The 18,256-nt window shown below is 68.6% G+C and carries 14 protein-coding genes, 1 pseudogene and 1 CRISPR repeat array; of the genes and pseudogenes, 10 read left to right on the plus strand and 5 right to left on the minus strand.

The genetic code is table 11. The annotated features are described in order from the left end of the window. Positions 1-132: 132 nt before the first annotated feature. The 7 genes from ACFVVA_RS10585 (at position 133) to ACFVVA_RS10615 (ending at position 8,673) form a co-directional block, all read left to right on the plus strand. Positions 133-1,878 carry a 1-deoxy-D-xylulose-5-phosphate synthase gene (locus ACFVVA_RS10585; protein ID WP_387687903.1) on the plus strand — a complete coding sequence of 582 codons (1,746 nt, stop codon included), beginning with the start codon at positions 133-135 and terminating at the stop codon, positions 1,876-1,878. Next, the gene (locus ACFVVA_RS10590; RefSeq protein WP_387687905.1) at positions 1,875-2,921 is read left to right on the plus strand and encodes an alcohol dehydrogenase catalytic domain-containing protein; all 1,047 of its coding nucleotides are present in this window, start codon (positions 1,875-1,877) and stop codon (positions 2,919-2,921) included. The genes ACFVVA_RS10585 and ACFVVA_RS10590 overlap by 4 nt, the downstream gene beginning before the upstream one ends. A 66-nt stretch (positions 2,922-2,987) precedes the next feature. Continuing rightward, on the plus strand, positions 2,988-4,115 hold the full coding sequence (locus tag ACFVVA_RS10595) for a hypothetical protein (protein WP_387687907.1): 1,128 nt from the start codon (positions 2,988-2,990) through the stop codon (positions 4,113-4,115). Further along, a complete protein-coding gene (locus ACFVVA_RS10600) occupies positions 4,112-5,131 on the plus strand; it encodes a hypothetical protein (RefSeq protein WP_387687909.1) in 1,020 nt (339 codons plus the stop codon). The genes ACFVVA_RS10595 and ACFVVA_RS10600 overlap by 4 nt, the downstream gene beginning before the upstream one ends. Further along, positions 5,128-6,120 (plus strand): isocitrate/isopropylmalate family dehydrogenase, encoded by a 993-nt coding sequence (locus ACFVVA_RS10605; RefSeq protein WP_387687911.1) that lies wholly within the window; start codon positions 5,128-5,130, stop codon positions 6,118-6,120. The genes ACFVVA_RS10600 and ACFVVA_RS10605 overlap by 4 nt, the downstream gene beginning before the upstream one ends. Further along, positions 6,117-7,583, plus strand: coding sequence for a type II glyceraldehyde-3-phosphate dehydrogenase (locus ACFVVA_RS10610; protein WP_387687913.1), 1,467 nt, complete (start codon positions 6,117-6,119; stop codon positions 7,581-7,583). The genes ACFVVA_RS10605 and ACFVVA_RS10610 overlap by 4 nt, the downstream gene beginning before the upstream one ends. 55 nt (positions 7,584-7,638) lie before the next feature. Next, positions 7,639-8,673 (plus strand): aldo/keto reductase family protein, encoded by a 1,035-nt coding sequence (locus ACFVVA_RS10615; RefSeq protein WP_387687915.1) that lies wholly within the window; start codon positions 7,639-7,641, stop codon positions 8,671-8,673. A gap of 357 nt (positions 8,674-9,030) precedes the next feature. Here ACFVVA_RS10615 and ACFVVA_RS10620 read toward each other — a convergent pair whose 3' ends face one another. Both ACFVVA_RS10620 and ACFVVA_RS10625 read right to left on the minus strand, forming a co-directional pair. Continuing rightward, positions 9,031-9,522 carry an AAA family ATPase gene (locus ACFVVA_RS10620; protein ID WP_387687917.1) on the minus strand — a complete coding sequence of 164 codons (492 nt, stop codon included), beginning with the start codon at positions 9,520-9,522 and terminating at the stop codon, positions 9,031-9,033. A gap of 9 nt (positions 9,523-9,531) precedes the next feature. Beyond that, complete coding sequence (locus ACFVVA_RS10625) at positions 9,532-10,041, minus strand: lantibiotic dehydratase (RefSeq protein WP_387688289.1); 510 nt, start codon at positions 10,039-10,041, stop codon at positions 9,532-9,534. A gap of 116 nt (positions 10,042-10,157) precedes the next feature. Here ACFVVA_RS10625 and ACFVVA_RS10630 point away from each other — a divergent pair, with 116 nt between their 5' ends. The 3 genes from ACFVVA_RS10630 to ACFVVA_RS10640 all read left to right on the plus strand — a co-directional run bounded on the left by ACFVVA_RS10630 (position 10,158) and on the right by ACFVVA_RS10640 (position 15,354). Beyond that, the gene (locus tag ACFVVA_RS10630) at positions 10,158-11,300 is read left to right on the plus strand and encodes a hypothetical protein (protein ID WP_387687919.1); all 1,143 of its coding nucleotides are present in this window, start codon (positions 10,158-10,160) and stop codon (positions 11,298-11,300) included. A gap of 739 nt (positions 11,301-12,039) precedes the next feature. Further along, entirely contained in the window at positions 12,040-13,545 is a 1,506-nt protein-coding gene (locus tag ACFVVA_RS10635) for a tyrosine-type recombinase/integrase (protein ID WP_387687921.1), read from the plus strand. A gap of 372 nt (positions 13,546-13,917) precedes the next feature. Further along, positions 13,918-15,354, plus strand: a complete 1,437-nt coding sequence (locus tag ACFVVA_RS10640; RefSeq protein WP_387687923.1) for a tyrosine-type recombinase/integrase — start codon at positions 13,918-13,920, stop codon at positions 15,352-15,354. 31 nt (positions 15,355-15,385) lie between these two features. Then, a CRISPR array of direct repeats spans positions 15,386-16,007; the repeat unit is 37 nt; unit sequence GTTGCGATCCTCGGCCGCCCCGGAGGGCGACCGCCAC. Positions 16,008-16,144: 137 nt separating this feature from the next. On the opposite strand, the gene cas2 is transcribed toward ACFVVA_RS10640, so the two are convergent. The 3 genes and pseudogenes from cas2 to ACFVVA_RS10655 form a co-directional block, all read right to left on the minus strand. Beyond that, a complete protein-coding gene (gene cas2, locus ACFVVA_RS10645) occupies positions 16,145-16,435 on the minus strand; it encodes a CRISPR-associated endonuclease Cas2 (protein WP_387687925.1) in 291 nt (96 codons plus the stop codon). Further along, a complete protein-coding gene (gene cas1 / locus ACFVVA_RS10650) occupies positions 16,435-16,929 on the minus strand; it encodes a CRISPR-associated endonuclease Cas1 (RefSeq protein WP_387688291.1) in 495 nt (164 codons plus the stop codon). The genes cas2 and cas1 overlap by 1 nt, the downstream gene beginning before the upstream one ends. 45 nt (positions 16,930-16,974) lie before the next feature. Beyond that, positions 16,975-18,233, minus strand: a pseudogene (locus ACFVVA_RS10655) (rhodanese-like domain-containing protein); the annotation flags it as partial. Positions 18,234-18,256 lie beyond the last annotated feature (23 nt).

An 18,256-nucleotide genomic window follows, 5' to 3' on the forward strand; every position in this document is an offset into this window, starting at 1 on the left:
TTCCCCCTGGACAAGCAGCACCGAGCCGCGAGGCGCTCCGCCGCCTTCTCCTTGATTCCTCAGAATCGATCTTTGATGCCAAATCGACCTGCGACCTATGGTGGTCCACGCCGACCGAAGGGGGCGTCTGAAATGGATCTGAACCACCTCACACCGGATGCTGTGCGAGAGCTTGACCTGGTCGAATGCGAGCAACTCGCCGCAGATATACGAGAGTTTCTCATCAGCCAGGTGAACATCAGCGGCGGGCATCTCGGTGCAAATCTCGGCGTGGTGGAGTTGACGATTGCTCTGCACCGCGCCTTCGATTCCCCGACCGAAAGGATCATCTTCGACATCGGCCACCAGGCTTACACGCACAAGATCCTCACAGGTCGCGGAGCGCAGTTCACCACGTTTCGACAGCGCGAAGGAATGTCCGGATTTCCCAGCCGAGCTGAATCCGCCCACGACGTGCTGGAGAGCAGTCACTCCTCCACCAGCCCGGCCTGGGCACTGGGAATCAACCTCGCCGACCGGACACGCTGCGCCGTGGTCATCGGTGACGGAGCGTTGACCGGAGGTGTGGCGTACGAGGCGCTCAACGCGATCGGCGTTCGCCGTCGTCCGGTGACCGTCGTCTTCAACGACAACGGCCGCTCCTACGCCCGCACGCCGAGCCTGCTCACACTCGGCGAGCCTCAGGAGAGTCCCCAGGTTCACGAGAGCGCCGAAATGTTCTTCACTGCCTTGGGATTCGCGTACGTCGGACCGGTCGCCGGCCATGACTTCGGTGAACTGGAGGCAGCGTTCAAGAAGGCCGAGTCGATCGCCGGACCTGTCGTCGTGCACGTCCGCACGCAGAAGGGCCTGGGGTGGGACAAGGCCGAACAGGACGAGGTGATGCGCCTCCACCAAGTACCGGGAACAGTGGCCGTGCCCTCGGTACCCATCGACGCCCCCGTGCCGACCGCGAAGGACGCCTGGGGCGCTTCGCTCAGCGACCTGCTGTGCGAGATGGCCGAGAACGACGAGCGGATTCACGTGATCACCGCAGCGATGCCCGACCTTCTGTGCCTGCTGGAGTTCCAGCGGCGGTTCCCGGAGCGCTACCACGACGTGGGGATCAGCGAACAACTGGCGGTCTCCATGGCTGCTGGACTCGCTGCCCAAGGCGCCCGGCCCGTGTTCGCCGTCTTCGCAACATTCCTCACCCGAGGACTGGACCAGCTGCTCAACGACGTGGCTCTGCACGAACTACCAGTGACGTTCGTCGTCGATCGCGGCGGCGTGGCCGGCGGGGACGGCGCCTCGTCCCACGGCATCTACGACATCGGTCTGCTGCGTATGGTGCCCGGACTGGAGATCTACGCGCCTAGCACGCCGGGCCAACTGGAGCAGATCCTGCGCACCGCAGTCGGCCGGGACAAGGGACCTGTGGCGCTGCGCTACGCGAAGTGGAAGCCCCTCGATGACACCGGCACGCCTGTCGCCTCCGACACCGTGTTGCGGCAACGGGGCACCGACTTGTGCCTCCTCGCCCACGGCGCAATGATCCAGACGGCGATGGCAGCGGCGGCCGTTCTGGAACGCGACTACTCGGTGAGCACCACCGTGCGCGAGGTGGTGCGTCTGCGACCCTCCGTACCCGAGGCATTCGCCGACGCGGCCACGCACCGTGCCGTCATCACGGTCGAGGACCTCTCCGAAGGCTCCGGCCTCTACCCCGATCTACTCGCCCATCTCGCGGAGAGCCCTGGGCCCCACCCGGCGACCGCCCAGGTGGCGCTCCCAGCGGCCTTCTTGCCGTGGGGCATCCGCGAGGATCTGCTGGCCGAGTCCGGAGTCAACACCACGGGCGTGGTGACGAAGGCGCGCACCCTGCTGGATCTCCCATGAAGGTCCTGCGCTATCGAGCCCCGGGGGTCGTCGTCCTCGAAGAGACGCCCGATCCCACGCCCGGCCCCGGCGAGGTGGTTCTGCGAGTGCACAATTGCTCGCTCTGCGGAACCGACGTAAAGATCTACCACCACGGCCACCAGCGGATCGTGCCGCCACGAGTGCTCGGCCACGAGATCGCAGGAGAGGTAGTACTCCTGGGTGAAGGAGCCTCGGCTCACGGCCTGCAGGTCGGCGATCGGGTCCAGCTGATCGGCGCGATCCCCTGCGGCTCCTGCCGCAGCTGTCGCGACGAACTACCCACTGTGTGCACGCGCTTCGAGGCGATGGGGTACCACTACGACGGCGGGTTCGCCGAGTTCGTCACTGTGCCCGCCAAGGTGCTCGACGTGGGCGGGCTGCACCGGATACCCGATTCGCTCAGCTTCGCCGAGGCGTCCCTGGCCGAGCCGCTGGCCTGCGTGCTCAACGGACAAGAGTTGGCTCGTGTCGGCAAGGGCGACGACGTCGTGGTCGTGGGCGCTGGGCCGGTCGGCTGCATGCACGTCCGGCTGGCCCGGGCACGTGGGGCGAACCGGGTCCTGCTTGTCGAGCTGGACGCGGCCCGGCTCGAACTGGCCAGGAGGCTGGTGGTGCCGGACGAGGCCGTCCTCGGTGCGGACGTCGACGTGGCGGAACGCGTCCTCGGCCTCACCGACGGCCGGGGCGCCGACGTGGTGCTGCTCGCGGCGGCCTCCGCGCCAGCGCAGCAGCAGGCCCTGCACTACACCGCGCCGCGGGGTCGGGTCAGCCTGTTCGGCAGCCTCCCGCCGGGAAGCGCCGCGCCCGTGCTGGACACGAATCTGGCGCACTATCGCGAGCTCACCATCGTGGGCTCCAACTCCTCGCACCCCGGGCAGAACGCCGAAGCACTCGGACTCATCTCCTCCGGGGCGGTGCCGGTGGCCGATCTGATCACGCACACCCTGCCACTGGACCGCATCGTGGAAGGGATCCGACTCGTGGAGTCTCGGCAGGCCATGAAGGTCACCATCGAACCGTGACGAAACAGCTTTCACAACGCAGCCACACAGGACAGCGACCGGATACGCATGAATCAGGGGATTGCTTTGCGCTCTGACATCATTCTCGAGGACACCACTCTGCGCGACGGCGAGCAGGCTCCGGGGGTCGCCTTCGACAAGGAGACGAAGTCCGCCATTCTCGACGCGCTCATCGAGGCCGGGGTCCGGTGGGTGGAGATCGGAATTCCCGCCATGGGCGGGGAGGAACTGGACTTCATCAAGGAGGCCGCCGCCCGTCAGGACGAAGCACGCCTCATGGTGTGGAACCGCGGGGTCAAGGCCGACATCGAAACCTCCCTCGACCTGGGTTTCAAGGCCATCCACATCGGCCTTCCGGCGTCCAAGATCCACCTGGACAACAGCGTCGGCAAGACTCGCGAGTGGCTCTTGAAGTCGGCCACCGAGCTGATCAGTTACGCCAAGGACCGCGGCGCCTTCGTGTCGGTCAGCGCGGAGGACGTGGCCCGCACCGAGCTCGACTTTCTGGTTGAGTACGCCGGCACCGTGGCCGCGGCCGGTGCCGACCGCCTACGCCTCTCGGACACCATCGGCATCCTCTCGCCGGAGGAGTACGAAGCGCGGGTGAGCGCCGTTGTCAACAGCAGTTCGATCGACGTCCAGGCCCACGCGCACAACGACTTCGGCCTCGGCTTCGCGAACACTCTGGCGGCGCTGCGGGCGGGCGCCCGGTACTTCCACGTCACCGTCAACGGCGTCGGCGAGCGCGCCGGCATGACCGACCTCTCGCAGGCGGCCGTCACCCTGCAGCAGCTCTACGGCCTCGACCTCGGCATCAAGACGGAGAAGCTGACCGCCCTCAGCCGCCTGGTCGCGAAGGCCTGCAAGCACCAGACCGTACCCTGGCAGCCCATCGTCGGCGAGAACGTCTTCGCACACGAGTCCGGAATCCACGTCAACGCCATGCTCAAGGACACCTCCACGTTCGAGCCCTTCCCGCCGGAGCAGGTGGGCGGGGAACGCAAGTACATCCTGGGCAAGCACTCCGGGCGCGCCCTGATCGAGTCGGTGCTGACCGAGCACAACCGGACCTTCACCGACGCGGACCTCGTCGCCGGGCTCGCCTGGGTACGTCAGACCTCGATCGATCGTGGCGGCGCCGTCGAGCCGAAGGAACTGGTCGCGGCGTTCGACTCATCGTGGACCTCTCGTTGAGTGATGCCTCCGTCGGCCTGACCACACGTCAGGCCGACGAGGGCTCCGCCTTGTCCGCACTCGTCCGAGCCGTCGAGGCGCGAGCGAATGACGCGAGCGTGAACCGACTCATCGAAGCCTGCGTCGCGGCGGGCGAACTGCGGGACGAGCACGGCACACTCGTCCCGCCGGGCGACGGCCCGTACCGGATCAAGCGCCCGGACCTCTCTCCGTCCCAGCTGCTGCAGCTCGGTGTGCTGGTCGACCGGATCCGGGGACTCGACCTGCCCGTCGTGCCGCACTGGGTGGCGGGCGGCCGGGTGTTCACGCTGCAGCTCCACAAGGCGATCGATCTGCGTGAGGTCGCCGGCCGCTCGACGGCGCTGGCCCAATGGGTGCACGAGCAATGCCTCGAATCCCTCGCCGAGTTCTGCGAGCACGACGCGCTGCTCCGCACCGTCCTGACCGAAGCGGAGTGCGCCCCCGTCCTCGGGTTCCCCGTGAGCGATCGCCACCTCATCGCCGTCGCGAAGCTGGAGGGGCTGCTCCGGACCGACGTCGAGGTTCCCGCACCGATGCCGGGCGGCCGCGCCACGCTGTTCTGCGACCCCAAGCCGGCCAACTTCCTGCTCACCGGCGTGGGGGACGAACGCCCGAAGCGCATCGACCTGGACCTCATGACCTACACGTGTCCGGTGTCCCTCCAGGTGATCCTCGCGCTATTCTCCCATCCGGTGCAATTGCCCGGCACGGGGTCACTCGACGACCGCTTCGCCGAGGCCAGGGAAGAGGCCGCCGCCCACTCGCTGGACCTCGGCGCTCTTCCCGGCGAGTCGGACACAATGCTCGTCTACCACCTGATCCGGAACTTCACTTCGTCGTACGCGGTCCACGGGACCGAAGCAGGGACAAAGGCACAAGCGCTCGCTCCGCTGCTCGCCTGCGCCCTGGAACAAATCCCTGCCATCGCGGCGACCGAGCCCGCGCGCCGGATCCGGCGCCTGATCGAACAAAAGAGGCAGGGGAGGGCGCGATGACCGAGCTGATCACCATCGTGCGGATCGCCGGGGACGGGGTCGGCCCGGAACTCGTCGACAGCGGCAGCCGGGTGCTCGAATCACTCGGCCTACCCATCACTTGGATCGACGCCGACGCCGGATTGACGGCATATCAACGACACGGGACGACTGCGCCGCAGGAGACGCTGGACGCGCTGCGCACGCACGGACTCGCGATCAAGGGTCCGTTCCGCACCCCTAGCGGCGGAACAATCCGCAGCGGGAACCACTACATCCGGCACGGACTTGACCTTTACGCCTGCCTTCGTCCCCTCCCCATCCGGCGGGACCGTCCGCCGATGCTCCTGGTGCGGGAGAACACCGAGGACCTCTACGGTGCGATCGAGTGGATGGCGAGCCCCGATGTCGCCCAGGCCGTCAAGATCGCCTCGCGCAGCGGATGTGAGCGGATCGTCCGATACGCGTTCGAGCTCGCCCGCCGAGAGCGGCGCGCAAAGGTGACGCTGGTCCACAAGGCGAACAACCTCAAACTCACCGAAGGGCTCTTCCTGTCGACCGCGCGGGAGGTCGCCGTGGGCTACCCCGACATCGCGTTCGACGACGTACTGTCCGACACCGCCGCCGCACTGATGGTGCGGGAACCCGAACGGCTTGACGTCGTGGTCACGAACCACACGGTGGGGGACATCCTCAGCAGCCTGGGTGCCGCACTTGCGGGGAGCCTGGGCGTGGTCGGCAGCCTCGATAGCGGGCCAGGCGTACACATCGCCGAGGGCTGCCACGGCGACGCGGGTGACCTCGCTGGCACGGGCACCGTCAACCCGGCGGCATTCTTCGAGGGGATCGTCCTCCTACTCGACACCATGAACGCCGAGCGCGAGGCAGCAAGGCTGCGGACGGCCCTGACGCGGCTGCGTACCGACGGCCCCCGCGCCCACGACCTCGGCGGCAGCTCGGGCACCGCGGAGATCACCGACTTCGTGTGTGCCGAGGCGGCGGCATCGTGACCGTGCCCGCACCGGTCCGAAGCGCCCTGGACCTCCTGCTCGCCGGGGTGCAGAACCCTCCGGCCGACCTTCAGGCGCTGGTCATCGCACCCGCTGCCGGGACGTGCGGACCAGCTGCAAACGGCCCGGTCGACGCCGTCCGCGACCACGGGGTGATGCACACCACCGTCGGGACCACGGCGGTGACCCTGCGTATACTGAGCGCCCAGCACACACGGTGCTGGCTGCTCTCCTGCGATCTGCCCGGCCAGACGTTCTCGGTCGGCGGACCGATGAGTGGAGTGGAGGTGCTGCCGGCCGCCGTCACGGACACCGCGCAGCTGAGTGAATTCATGCTCGACCGTGGTCTCGGCGACGACTGGCCACACGTGGTCCGCTTCGGCTCCCCGGACCGCCTCCTGGTGGCGTTCACCGAGGGCATTCGGCCCCATGCCGCCGTCCGCGCACGAGACGCGTCCCCTGAGTCCTCCCAGTACGGCGACATCCGAGTCGCCGTACTCGGAGCCGGTGCCATCGGTAAGCGTGTGATCCACGAGGTGTTATCGGACAACCGCTTCACGCTTGCCGGCGTGGTGGTGCGCAGCGCGAACGTCTTCGTGCACGCCCGGCCGGACATGCCCTACTACGCCTTCGGCGAGGACACAGCACGGACCCTGCAGACACAGGGTGTCGGCGTCCGGGGCCGCCTTGAGGACCTCCTAGCCCAAGCGGATGTCATCATCGACTGCGGCCCGTCGCGTTCCGGTGCGACACGTGCCGCGCTGTACCATGAAGCTGGCATACGCAGTGTCTTCTGCGGCGGAGAGCGCGACCGCACGCTCGGGCCGGTGGTCCACCCCGCTCTGAGTTCCGAAGAGCTGCTCTCGGCACAGAGCGTACGGCTGACAAGCTGCAACACCACGGCGCTGGCCCGAGTGGTCGCGGCGCTCGCCCCGGCGAGCATCAACGAACTGAACGTGACGGTCGTCCGCTGCTGCACCGACACGGACAAGGCTGGCAAAGGGATCACAAACGGCGCCGTACTCGGCCCCGCTCCATCGCACCACGCCCAGGATCTCGTCAGTGTCGTCCCCGGGCTCCGAGCGACTTCGCTGGCCCTGACCGTGCCGATGGATGCCGGTCATGTCATCCATGCACGGATTGCCCTTTCGCCTCAGCTGAGCCGAAAGGCAGCCTTGGCCCGGCTCGCGGAGGCGCCGCGACTGAATGTGATCCACGAGGGTTCGACGATCGACCAGGCGCACCGCCGGGCGACGACGAAAACCCCGTGGCACAACCGGTACGACCTCGATGTGCAGGTGGTCGACACCGGTACGCCCGACAGGCTCGACCTCTGGCTCGCCCTGGACAACGAGGCAATCACCATCCCCGAGGCACTCGACGTACTGGCGACGACCACGACCGGGCCAGCTCGCGGCGAGACCATCGGTGTCGGCCCTGCAGGGAAGAACGCAGCCACCTGACCGAAGGGGGGACGGAGGCACCCGGCCCGTGCGGGCGCCGAGCCTCCGATCATCGATGGACTACGTGCGACTCGGCGGCAGCGGATTGAGAATCAGCGAGATCGCCTACGGAAACTGGCTCACACATGGCGCGCAGATCGATCAGGACACGGCTCGCTCCTGCATCCAGGCCGCTCTGGACGAGGGCGTCACCACCTTCGACACGGCCGATGTCTACGCCATGACCAAAGCCGAACAGGAGCTCGGTGACGCCCTGTTCGGCCTTCGGCGGGAATCGGTGGAGATCTCCACGAAGGTCTTCTGGCCGACGGGGCCAGGCGCCAACGACCGTGGTCTTTCGCGCAAGCACATTATGGAATCAGCACATGCCTCGCTGCGTCGGCTACGGACCGACTACATCGATCTCTACCAAGCGCACCGCTTCGACCCCGACACGCCACTCGAGGAGACCCTCCAGGCCTTCGACGATCTGGTGCGGCAGGGCAAGGCTCTGTACATCGGCGTCTCTGAGTGGCGCGCCGAACAGATCGAGCGCGCTCTGGAGATCGCGAATGCCATGGGCTTGCACCGCATCATCTCCAACCAGCCCCAGTACAACATAATCTGGCGGGTGGTGGAGACGGAGATCCTCCCGCTGTGCATGCGCGAAGGGATCGGCCAAATCGTGTGGTCACCGATTGCGCAAGGGGTGCTCAGCGGCAAGTACCGGCTGGGGCTCCCGGTCCCGGCGGGGTCACGTGCTTCCCATGCCGAGGGATCGGGCTACATCAGCAACCTGCTAGCCGACGAAATCCTTACCCGCGTGGAACGGCTCCGATCCCTCGCCAAGGAGGTGGGGCTATCACCGGCCCAGTTCGCCATCGCGTGGACACTACAGCACCCCGGGGTCGCCGCAGCCGTTGTCGGCGCGAGCCGACCGGACCAGATACGGGAAAACGCACGAGCCTCGGGCGTGCGCCTGCCGGAGGACATGCTCAGGGAGATCGACAAGATCTTCGAGGGACAGATCATCACCGATCCTTGCCTGACGCCAGCCTCGAGCACCCGAAGCACCGTCGCATCGGCAGGGCCTGACGGGCATCGTCAGTGAGATCTGCGCACTTCGGCATCGGGTCTGTACAGTCTTCGTTCGGCTGGACAGGCCCGATCTTTGCCTTCGAACCCGCGCGTGCGGCCTTCGAACGCTGGAGGAGAATCTGCGGTCCTCGAAGACGTCTCGCTCTTCCGAATCGCCGTCGGTGACCAGACCGAAGGCGGAGCGGTCACGGCGGACGACCTACACCCCTGGGTGGTCGGCCAGCCAGTCCCGCACCGTCTCGACGGTACGGGCAGGCAGCAGGTCGACGGGACGCCGAATGGCGATGGCGACGAGAATCATGTTCAGCCGACGCCTATGCCCTGCCCGCCGAACGCCTCTCGGCGATGCCTTCAGATCAAGTGGAGGACTTTACATGACGACCTGCTCACCCTCTCCATTCGGTTCCTCAAAATTGGCTAGGTAGCGGCTAAACAGCGCCTCATCCACGGTGACGGAGTTAGCGCCTTCCTCTCCGTTCCGTAGCTCGAGGCGATGCTCCAACGTCGTCCGATCGACCTTGAGGTACACCAGTTCCCAGCAGCAACCGTGGCTCGCAATCAACGCCTTGTAATCATCGCGTGCCGCGCGACTCCAGAAGCTGTAGTCCACCACCACATCACGCCCTGCCAGCATCAGTCCGACCAACTCATGCCGTTGCTCGCGGCGAACCTCTTCCTTGAGCTTGTCGAACGCATCCGCCTCCAGCACCAGGCCAGCATCGCGCTGCCCAAGTCGTCGCCAAACCGCCTCGTCGATCGAGAGCCGAACATAACCGCGTTGCACCAACTCCATCGCGTAGGTGGTCTTGCCTGCCCCCGGAAGGCCACACATCAACACAACCGTGCTCACTTGCTGCGTCACGAAGCCAGATTAGCCCGGAAGACATGCACTCTCTACAACGAGAAGGCGTCCCGGGTACCGCACCCGGAGGAACGCGGGGGATCGAGGTCTTCGCCCGAAGGCGAACTGGGCCTGCAGGACGTCCGGCGTGGCGCTCGACTCTCCTTCGGATCTGGCGAGTTGCGCCAGGCGGTCCTCCTGCTCCGGGAAAGCGTCCACGGAGTCGGCCAGCAGCTGGACGGCGAACTCGGCCGACCGGGGCAGTGCGTCATCTCGCTTGAGCACGAGGCTCGTCACGAGCGAGTAGCCGTCATCGAAAACCACCTCGCCCGTGCCCGCCATCAAGGCCTCCTGCGCGAGTTCGAGCAGCAGGCGGTCGCGTTCCCCATCCGTACCTGCCGGCGGTGACAGCGGCGTGATGGGCGTTCCCAATCCAGCTGCGAAATCCAGCACTTCAAGCAGCGCCACCGCGCGTCCGACGCCGCACTGTCCGCGTTCGGTGAGGAGCCCGGGCAGATCGAGGGGCGTGGAGCATGCCAGAGCATGTCCTGACCGCGCCCTGGAGGCTGGGCCTTCCTGGGAACACCGGCACCTGCTGGAACGTCAGAATGCCGTGTGGCCCGGCGGTGTGCCGGCAGGACCGAAGACAGGACGTCATGACCCTCTACAGCATCGACCCCGACCGCCGCGAGCTGATCGCCACCTGGGGAACCGGCGAGGGCGACCTCGCCACCCGGGTCGCATCCCTCCCGGCCAAGGCCGACATCTCGGTGCTCCTGGGTCTGGCCCGCGCACTCAGCCACCTCTCCGAGGCCGCCTGGCGCACCTACACCCACCCCGCCAGCGCCGCCGGCTCCCTGGAACCCAACACCGAGGGCTGGCGCCGCGAGCAGGAACGCGGACGCTTCGGCGAGGTCGCGGACGCGATCGCCAAGCCGAACCTGCCCAGCGGCGGCGCGATGATCGTCTCCTACAGCCCCCTCCTCGAATCCGCCCACCAAGTAGGCCGCGCACTCCACGACCTCGGCGACCCGGCGCTGACGGAGGCCGTCCTCACCGAGGCCGCCACCCAACTCGCCGCCGTCGAGAACGCCGAACTCGGCGACCTCACCGGCCGAGCCCAGCAAGCCGTCCTCCTCAGCCGCGAGGACGCCTCCCCCGTCCAGGTCGCCGCCGCGAACCGCCTCTTCGAACAGGACCCCTTCGGCCCGGCCGAGCTGTTCTCCGCCGTCGACCCCACGGCGGCCGCCGTCGCCGCGGCCCACTGGCTCGCCGCCGCGGCCGAAGTCACCGCCGACGCATCCGGCCACGACGCCGCCCAGGTCGTCCAGGAAGCCGACAACATCGAGGCGCTCCCGCACGAGACCCCGACCCTCGTCCTCGGCCTCATCGAGGACGGCGCCACTCCGCACGAAGCCGTCACCGGCCTCGTGCGCCACGCCCTGCACATCACCGACGGCCTCCTGCCCGACCCCGACGCCCTGCGCGAGCAACTCGACGACCTGGAGGAGACCCTCGCCGACTACGGCGACGACGCACCCGACCTCGCCGACGTCGAACTGCGCCTTACCCCCCTCGACCCCAAGCGCCCCGCCCGCGACCTCCTCGAAGACCTCCTCACCGGCATCCACGCCTGCTGGCTCCTCCACACCCAGTACGACGACCTCGACGACGAAGACGACGACACCAGCGCGGAAGACTGGACCGACGAACAGGCCGAACAGCACCAGCAGCGCAGCCGCGAGCGCTTCGCCCAGCTCGTCCGGGAGAACGCCGCCCACCGCGAACCGATCATCTGACCACAGTCGGACGCCTGCCCAGTCCGGCGGGCGATAACCCGGCCGGCCCCCGTTCCCCGCCAGGCCGACGGGCGGGAACGGGGGGCCGATCACCCAGCCAAAATGGTCACGTAAAGTCACGAAATTGAGGCCCGGGAAGGGGCCCCACCGGAGATCATCCGCGCGATCCACGCCAGATGGTCCAGACCATTTCTCGGGATGGTCCAGGCCTATTCACAGTTGCGCGAGCAGCTGTCGACCACCGCGAATGTCACCCTCTGTAGTCGCCGCAGGGAACAGGGCTGAGGCATAATCAGGCAAGGGAATTCCCCCAGCCGACCGTCGGCCTCGGTTTCCTCGCCGCAGGCAGGGCGCCGACCCGCGCCCACAGGAAAAGCGACCTGCTGATTTCTCGATGGAATTCGATAAACTTCAGGAGGAGCGCGAAGCAGTTCCCCGGGAGTTTCTCCCGCAAAACCTCTCTGCCGCCGCCCCGGCTCGCGGCCCCGTCCGACAGCCCCGGAGAGTCCTCACCCAGCCACCAGGAGTGGCCCGAGTGCGCGAATCCGGTTCTCCCGGCGTGATCGTCAAGGACGCGAGCCGTGGAACGAAGCGGTGGCCGACGTTCGCGCACGTCAAGGGATCACCCCAGGTCAGAGGACACCGATCGTCCTGGTGGTCGCATCGTGGTCCCGGAGCGCACGGCGGGGCGAGACTGGTGGGATCCAGGCCGTTCCTCCAGCTCGATGAAGTGATCGCCATGCGTTCCACAGCCAAGCGTGGCCGCGTCTACCGCCGCTGCGGCTGCCGCGACGACCAGCGCCGACAGCTCGGCGCCCGCTGCCCCCTCCTCGCCACCGACCCCCACCACGGCACCTGGACCTTCGCCGTCGACAGCCACACCACCCTCGACGGCCGGCGCCACACCGTGCGCCGCGGCGGCTTCCCCAAGAAGAAGGCCGCGAAGAAGGCCCTGCACCGCTTCCTCGAAGGCGAGCGCACCGGATTCTCCTGCGACCCCGACCAGACCGTCGCCGACTACCTCGACGAGTGGTTCCACCACAAGCAGGCCTTCCTCAAGCCCACCACCATCGCCCGCTACCGCCGCTACGTCTACGACGACCTCGTCCCCGCTTTCCGCACCGTCCTCCTCGACGACCTCGCCCGCCCCCACCTGCGCGCCTTCGTCACCGACCAGCTCGCCCACCAGCGCGGAGAGGTCACCGTCTACCGCATCCTCGCCACGCTCTCCAGCGCGCTCGGCGACGGCGTGCGCAACGACCGCCTGCCCCGCAACATCGCCCGTCCGATGATCATCAGACGGCCCCGCCGCGCCGAACGCCCCCAGTGGACCGCCGACCAGGCCGCCCGCTTCCTGCGCTACGCCCACGGGGCCGACCCCCTCATCGCCAACTTCACCGAGTTGCTCATCGGCTCCGGCATCCGCCGCGGGGAGGCCCTCGCCCTCCACGAGGACGACGCCTACCTCGACAAGCGCTTCATGTACATCCGCTGGACCCTCGCCGCCGTCGACAACAACCAGCTCGTCTTCACCGCACCCAAGACCCGCTCCAGCCGCAACTGGGTCGCCCTGTCCGACCGCGCCACCGACGCCATCGCCGACCAGATCACCCACGCCAGCTTCCGCGGCCCCAACCCCTCCCCCGGCCACGGTCTCGTCTTCCACCGCCACGGCCGGCCACTGCGCCCCGGCTACGTCCTCGACCGCTTCCACCGCCTCTGCCACGACGCCGGAGTCCCCGTCATCCGCCTGCACGACCTGCGCCACCTCGCCTGCACCCTCGCCATGGACGAGCACGTCCCGGTCCCCATCGTCTCCAAGACCCTGCGCCACTCCACCCTGTCGACGACCGTGGACATCTACCACTTCCTCAGCGCCCGAGCCGCACGCGAAGCCGTCGACGCCATCGACCACGCCCTCAACCAGGCCGACAGCGACGCCAGATACGGCCGCCACACCACCCCGAGAACCGGGACCCGGCCCATCACCCGTCCCGCCCGCAGGACCCGCCCGACCCGCCGGAATGCCGCGCCGACGAAATGGCGGGACCACACCGCGACCACCAGCCGACGGAATATCAAAAAGGCCGCTTCCACCATTTCGGTGAAAGCGGCCTACGACCTGCGAAAACGCCGGTCGGGACGACAGGATTTGAACCTGCGACCCCTTGACCCCCAGCGCTCATCGGGTGTGGTCCCAAAATGGTCCCCAGGCTGGCCACTCCGCCGCAGCTACTGCCGGTGACCGAGATCTGTCGGCCCTTCAGCAAGCACCACCGTGCGATCCCAACAGCCGCTGTATCTACGGCGCTGGCCGGCTCGCGGGGCCGGCTCCTGCGGGCGGATCACGGTCGCTTACCCACCAAGTACGGATCGTGATCTTCCGGGCGGTGTGTCGTCTTGAGCGTGTCCTCGCCTTCCGGCTCTGAGTGCTTCGCGCACCGCCCAACACGCTCTGCCGCCACACCCGACACAGCAGCCACTCTTGCCCCAGATTCACCAGGCAGTCCGGGAGAAGGGGAAGCTCATGGGACAGCGTGCGCAGCGGGGCAGGGTGTACCGGCGGTGCGGGTGCCGGGACGAGGGCGGGAAGCAGCTGGGTGCATGGTGTGAGCGGTTGCTGGAGGAGGCGGCGCACGGGTCGTGGACGTACTGCGTCGATCTGGCACCGGAGGACGGCCGGCGTCGTACCCGGCGTCGTGGCGGGTTCGCGACCGAGGCCGAGGCGGCGCAGGAGTTGGCGGCGGTGCTGGAGGGTGAGCTGAGCGGGGCGTACGAGGAGCGTCGCACGACCGTGGCGGAGTACCTGCGGGAGTGGCTGGCGGCGCGGAAGGAGGAGCTCACGGTCAACACCTACGCCGGCTACAAGGCGTACGTGGAGCGGGACCTGATCCCTGCGTTCGGGCGGTGCCGGCTGCTGGACCTGCGGCCGAAGCAGATCGAGGACTGGATGGCCGCGCAGCGCAAGGCCGGTCGGGGCCGGGTCGCGCTGTACCGGGTGGTCTCGACGCTGCGCAACGCGCTGAACCACGCGGTGCGGTCGTGGCGGCTGAAGTTCAACCCGGCCGAGCACTGCGTGCCGCCCAAGCCCCGCGCCGAGGAGCGGACCTGCTGGACCCCGGCGCAGGCTGCGGCGTTCCTGCGGCACAACGCCGAGCAGTACGCCGACCAGCTGGCCGACCTGTTCGAGGTCCTGCTCGGTACCGGCATGCGCCGCGGTGAGGTTCTTGCCCTGCACTGGTCGGACGTCCATCTCATGGACCGCAAGCTGTTCGTCCGCTGGACCCTGTCCGCCGTGGAGAACGGCGACCTCCACTTCAACCAGCCCAAGACCGAGGCCAGCCGCGCCTGGATCAGCCTCTCCCCCAGAGTCATGACCGCCCTCCACCGCCAGGCCGACCTCCAGATGTCCGCCCACCCCAAGGGGCGGCTGGAGGGCCTGGTCTTCGCCAACTCGGACGGATCGCCCCTGCGGCCCCAGTGGGTCCTCGACCAGCTCCACAAACGCACCGCCGAGCTCGGACTCCCGAAGATCGGCCTGCACGACCTGCGCCACACCGCGGCCAGCATCATGATCGCCGAAGGCATCCCCATCGCCATCGTGTCCAAGACCCTGCGCCACGCCGCCCTGGCGACCACGATCAACCTCTACGACCACCTCTTCAAGGACTCCGCCGACCAAGCCGTCAACGCCCTCGCCCGAGCCCTCGACCAAGCCCAGGGGGGCGGCTCCGAGCCGTCCCCCCTGGCGACGATGACCTGCCACTTGCCGCATAGCCGCCCGGTCGGTCACCCGACCTGCCGTGCCGGGCCGAAAGTGCCCAGTCGGCCTTCCTACCCGGTTGTCGCGGACGGCGGGCGGAGGCACACAAGGTTCCTCCGCCCACCGTCCGGCGCGGGCTCGGCCGTTCAGCGGCGGAAGCCGCGGTGGGGGTCACGGGCCTCGACGTTCCCGAACGGTTCGAACCAGGCCTGCGCGCGCAGGTCCCCCACACCGAGCTGCCGGTTGGCGTCGCCGTCGGGATCCTCAATGCCGTCGAAGCGGGAGCTGTAGAGCATGAGGACGTCGCCCGATGGCTGGAGGAGTTGCGATCCTCGGCCGCCCCGGAGGGCGACCGCCACTCCGGTGGGCGGGGATCTCGGTGACCAGCACGGTGTTGCGATCCTCGGCCGCCGCCCCGGAGGGCGACCGCCACGGCCAACCTCGGCAACGACCTGGGCGTGACGGCGGCTGTTGCGATCCTCGGCCGCCCCGGAGGGCGACCGCCACCGCCTTGTCGCGGATGACGGCGCGTCCGACCCACCACGTTGCGATCCTCGGCCGCCCCGGAGGGCGACCGCCACGAGGCGCTGGCCCGCGCCGGCGCCTTCCTTCTCGCGTTGCGATCCTCGGCCGCCCCGGAGGGCGACCGCCACTACGAGATCGAGCGCCAGGTGCAGCGCGACCCCGAGTTGCGATCCTCGGCCGCCCCGGAGGGCGACCGCCACAACGCCGCGTTCCGTGCCTCGGGCGTCAAGTTCGAGTTGCGATCCTCGGCCGCCCCGGAGGGCGACCGCCACTCGTGGCGGCGAACACCGCCGCGGTGCGCACCACCGGGTTGCGATCCTCGGCCGCCCCGGAGGGCGACCGCCACACCCGGGACCTGGTCCTCTTCGCCGTCGACGGTGAGGTTGCGATCCTCGGCCGCCCCGGAGGGCGACCGCCACGGCACTTGACCAGGTCAGGACCCTACCTGTGTGACGAGTATTTGCGCGCCGTTTGCCAGCAGATCCACTCAAACCAGACATCTGGCTTCGGTGCGGCCCGCGTGGCACGTGTGAACTCCGGGTTCCGAAGCCTTCCGTCACAGAACCAGGTCGTCACGATGGGGCTGTACCTGAGCGACTCCTAGAGTCTGTACGTCGTTGAAGCCGTTGTGTGGAAGCCGGTAGATCCGGATGCTGTCGGTGTCTGCGTCGATGGTCTTGTTGATGTCGTTCAGGAGGTGCAGGAGATCGATGTCGGTGGCGACGATTTCGAAGACCGACTTCTGGACGCGTAGGCCGTGTCCTTCGCAGAGTTTGGCGACTTTTCGGAGTCGGCGGCGTCCTTCTGGTGTCGTGGTGTCGACGTCGTAGGTGAGGAGGAGGTCCATCAGGCGGCCGTCCAGGGCAGGTACCCGGGCAGGTCGCCGCGGATGTGGCGGGCGAGGATGCGGCACTGAACGACCGGAAGGAGTGCGGCGGGAACTGCTCGTCCTGCGATCGGGTGTTCCCAGGTCTGGGTCTTCCAGTCCTGCCAGGCGGAGAGCACGGTCTTGCGGCCGTCCTCGGTGAGGTTGACGGCGCCGCCGGCGAGGTGGTCGAAGTGGTGGGCTTTGAGTTCGCGGCGGTTGAGAAGGGTGAGTGCGAAGCGGTCCGCCAGGACGGGCCGGAACTCCTCCATGAGGTCGAGCGCCAGGGCCGGCTTCGCGGGCCGCAGGCCGTGGAGGAAGCCGATGTACGGGTCGAGTCCTACCTGTTCGATCGCACCGTGGACGAGGTTGCGCAGCAGTCCGTAGGTGAAGGACAGCAGGGCATTGACCGGGTCGGTGGGTGGGCGCCGGTTGCGGTGTGTGAAGGCGGGGATGCCGTCGGCGGGTCGGTGCATCGCCCGGGCATGCAGGGAAGACGGGCCGCACGCGGTGTGAGGGTGGCCGTGGTGGTGCAGCAGGCTGGCGGCGGTGGAGGAGCGGCTGCCGCCGGCACAGTGGAGGACGACGGGGCGGTCGGTGGGCAGTTCGCCGTGGCGGGCGGGGAGTTCGGCGAGCGGGAGGTGGAGCGAGCCGGGGATGGCGCCGGACTCGCGCTCGGCGGCGCCGCGGACGTCGACGACCAGCGGGGGCCGGGGGCCGGCGAGTTCCTGGCGCAGGGCGTGCGCGGTGAGCCGGGCGCCCTGGCGCATCAGTTCGGGGTGGGCTCGGAAGGTGTCCTGCGGGTCGGCGAGGCGGCCGGCCACCTGGTCGAAGCCGATCCGGGCGAGGCGGGTGACGAGTTCGGCGCCGCGTTCCTCCGGGCGATGACCAGCAGTTCGCGGTCGGGCGCCAGCACGGTGCCGGACTGCTCGGCGAAGCGCCCGTCGGCGGGAACGTTGATCGACTCCGCGAGGTGCCCGGCGGCGAAGGCGGCCGGGGCCCGGCCGTCCACCACCAGGGCGCCCTCGGCCCGGCGGCGCAGGAACTCGGCGCCGGTCAGGGCCCGGACGGCGGTCGGGTCGAACAGCTCGCGCTCACGGCGGTTGAGGTCGGCGTCGTAGCCGAAGTAGCCGGGGGCGGTGGGCTGGCCGTCGGTCACCAGCGCGACGAAGGCCGCCTCGTCGATCGGGGCGCAGGCGTAGTTGGTGGCGCGCTCGCGGCCGATGGTGGACTGGCGGTCGGTGGCGAGGTTCTTGCCGCAGGCCGAGCCGGCGCCGTGGGCGGGGAAGACCAGGGTCTCGTCGGGCAGGCCCAGCAGCTTGCGGTGGACGCTGTCGTAGAGCATCGTGCCGAATTCGGCGGCGGTGACACCGGTCGAGGCGAGCAGGTCGGGGCGGCCGACGTCGCCGATGAACAGCGCGTCGCCGGTGAGCACGCCGTACGGGACGGTGTCGTCGGGCTGCTCAAAGACCAGGACGCTGATCGACTCGGGCGTGTGCCCGGGGGTCTCCATGATCTCCAGGGTGACGTCGCCGAGTTCGATCCGCTCACCGTCGGCGAGCTTGCGGATCGGGTACTCGGTCTCCACGCGGCGCCCGTACCCGATCCAGGCACCGGTGCGGTCGGCCAGTTCGAGGCGGCCGGCCAGGAAGTCCGCGTGGAAGTGGGTGTTGATGACCGCCTCGACGGTGAACCCGTGCGCTTGGGCGTCGGCGACGTACTCGTCCACGTCGCGGCGCGGGTCGACCACGACGGCCCGGCCGGTGCGCTCGTCGGCGATCCTCGATCGACAACCTCACCAAG

The sequence above is a fragment of the Kitasatospora sp. NPDC058048 genome (assembly GCF_042885555.1).
GTDB classification, from domain to species: Bacteria; Actinomycetota; Actinomycetes; order Streptomycetales; family Streptomycetaceae; genus Kitasatospora; species Kitasatospora lactacystinica.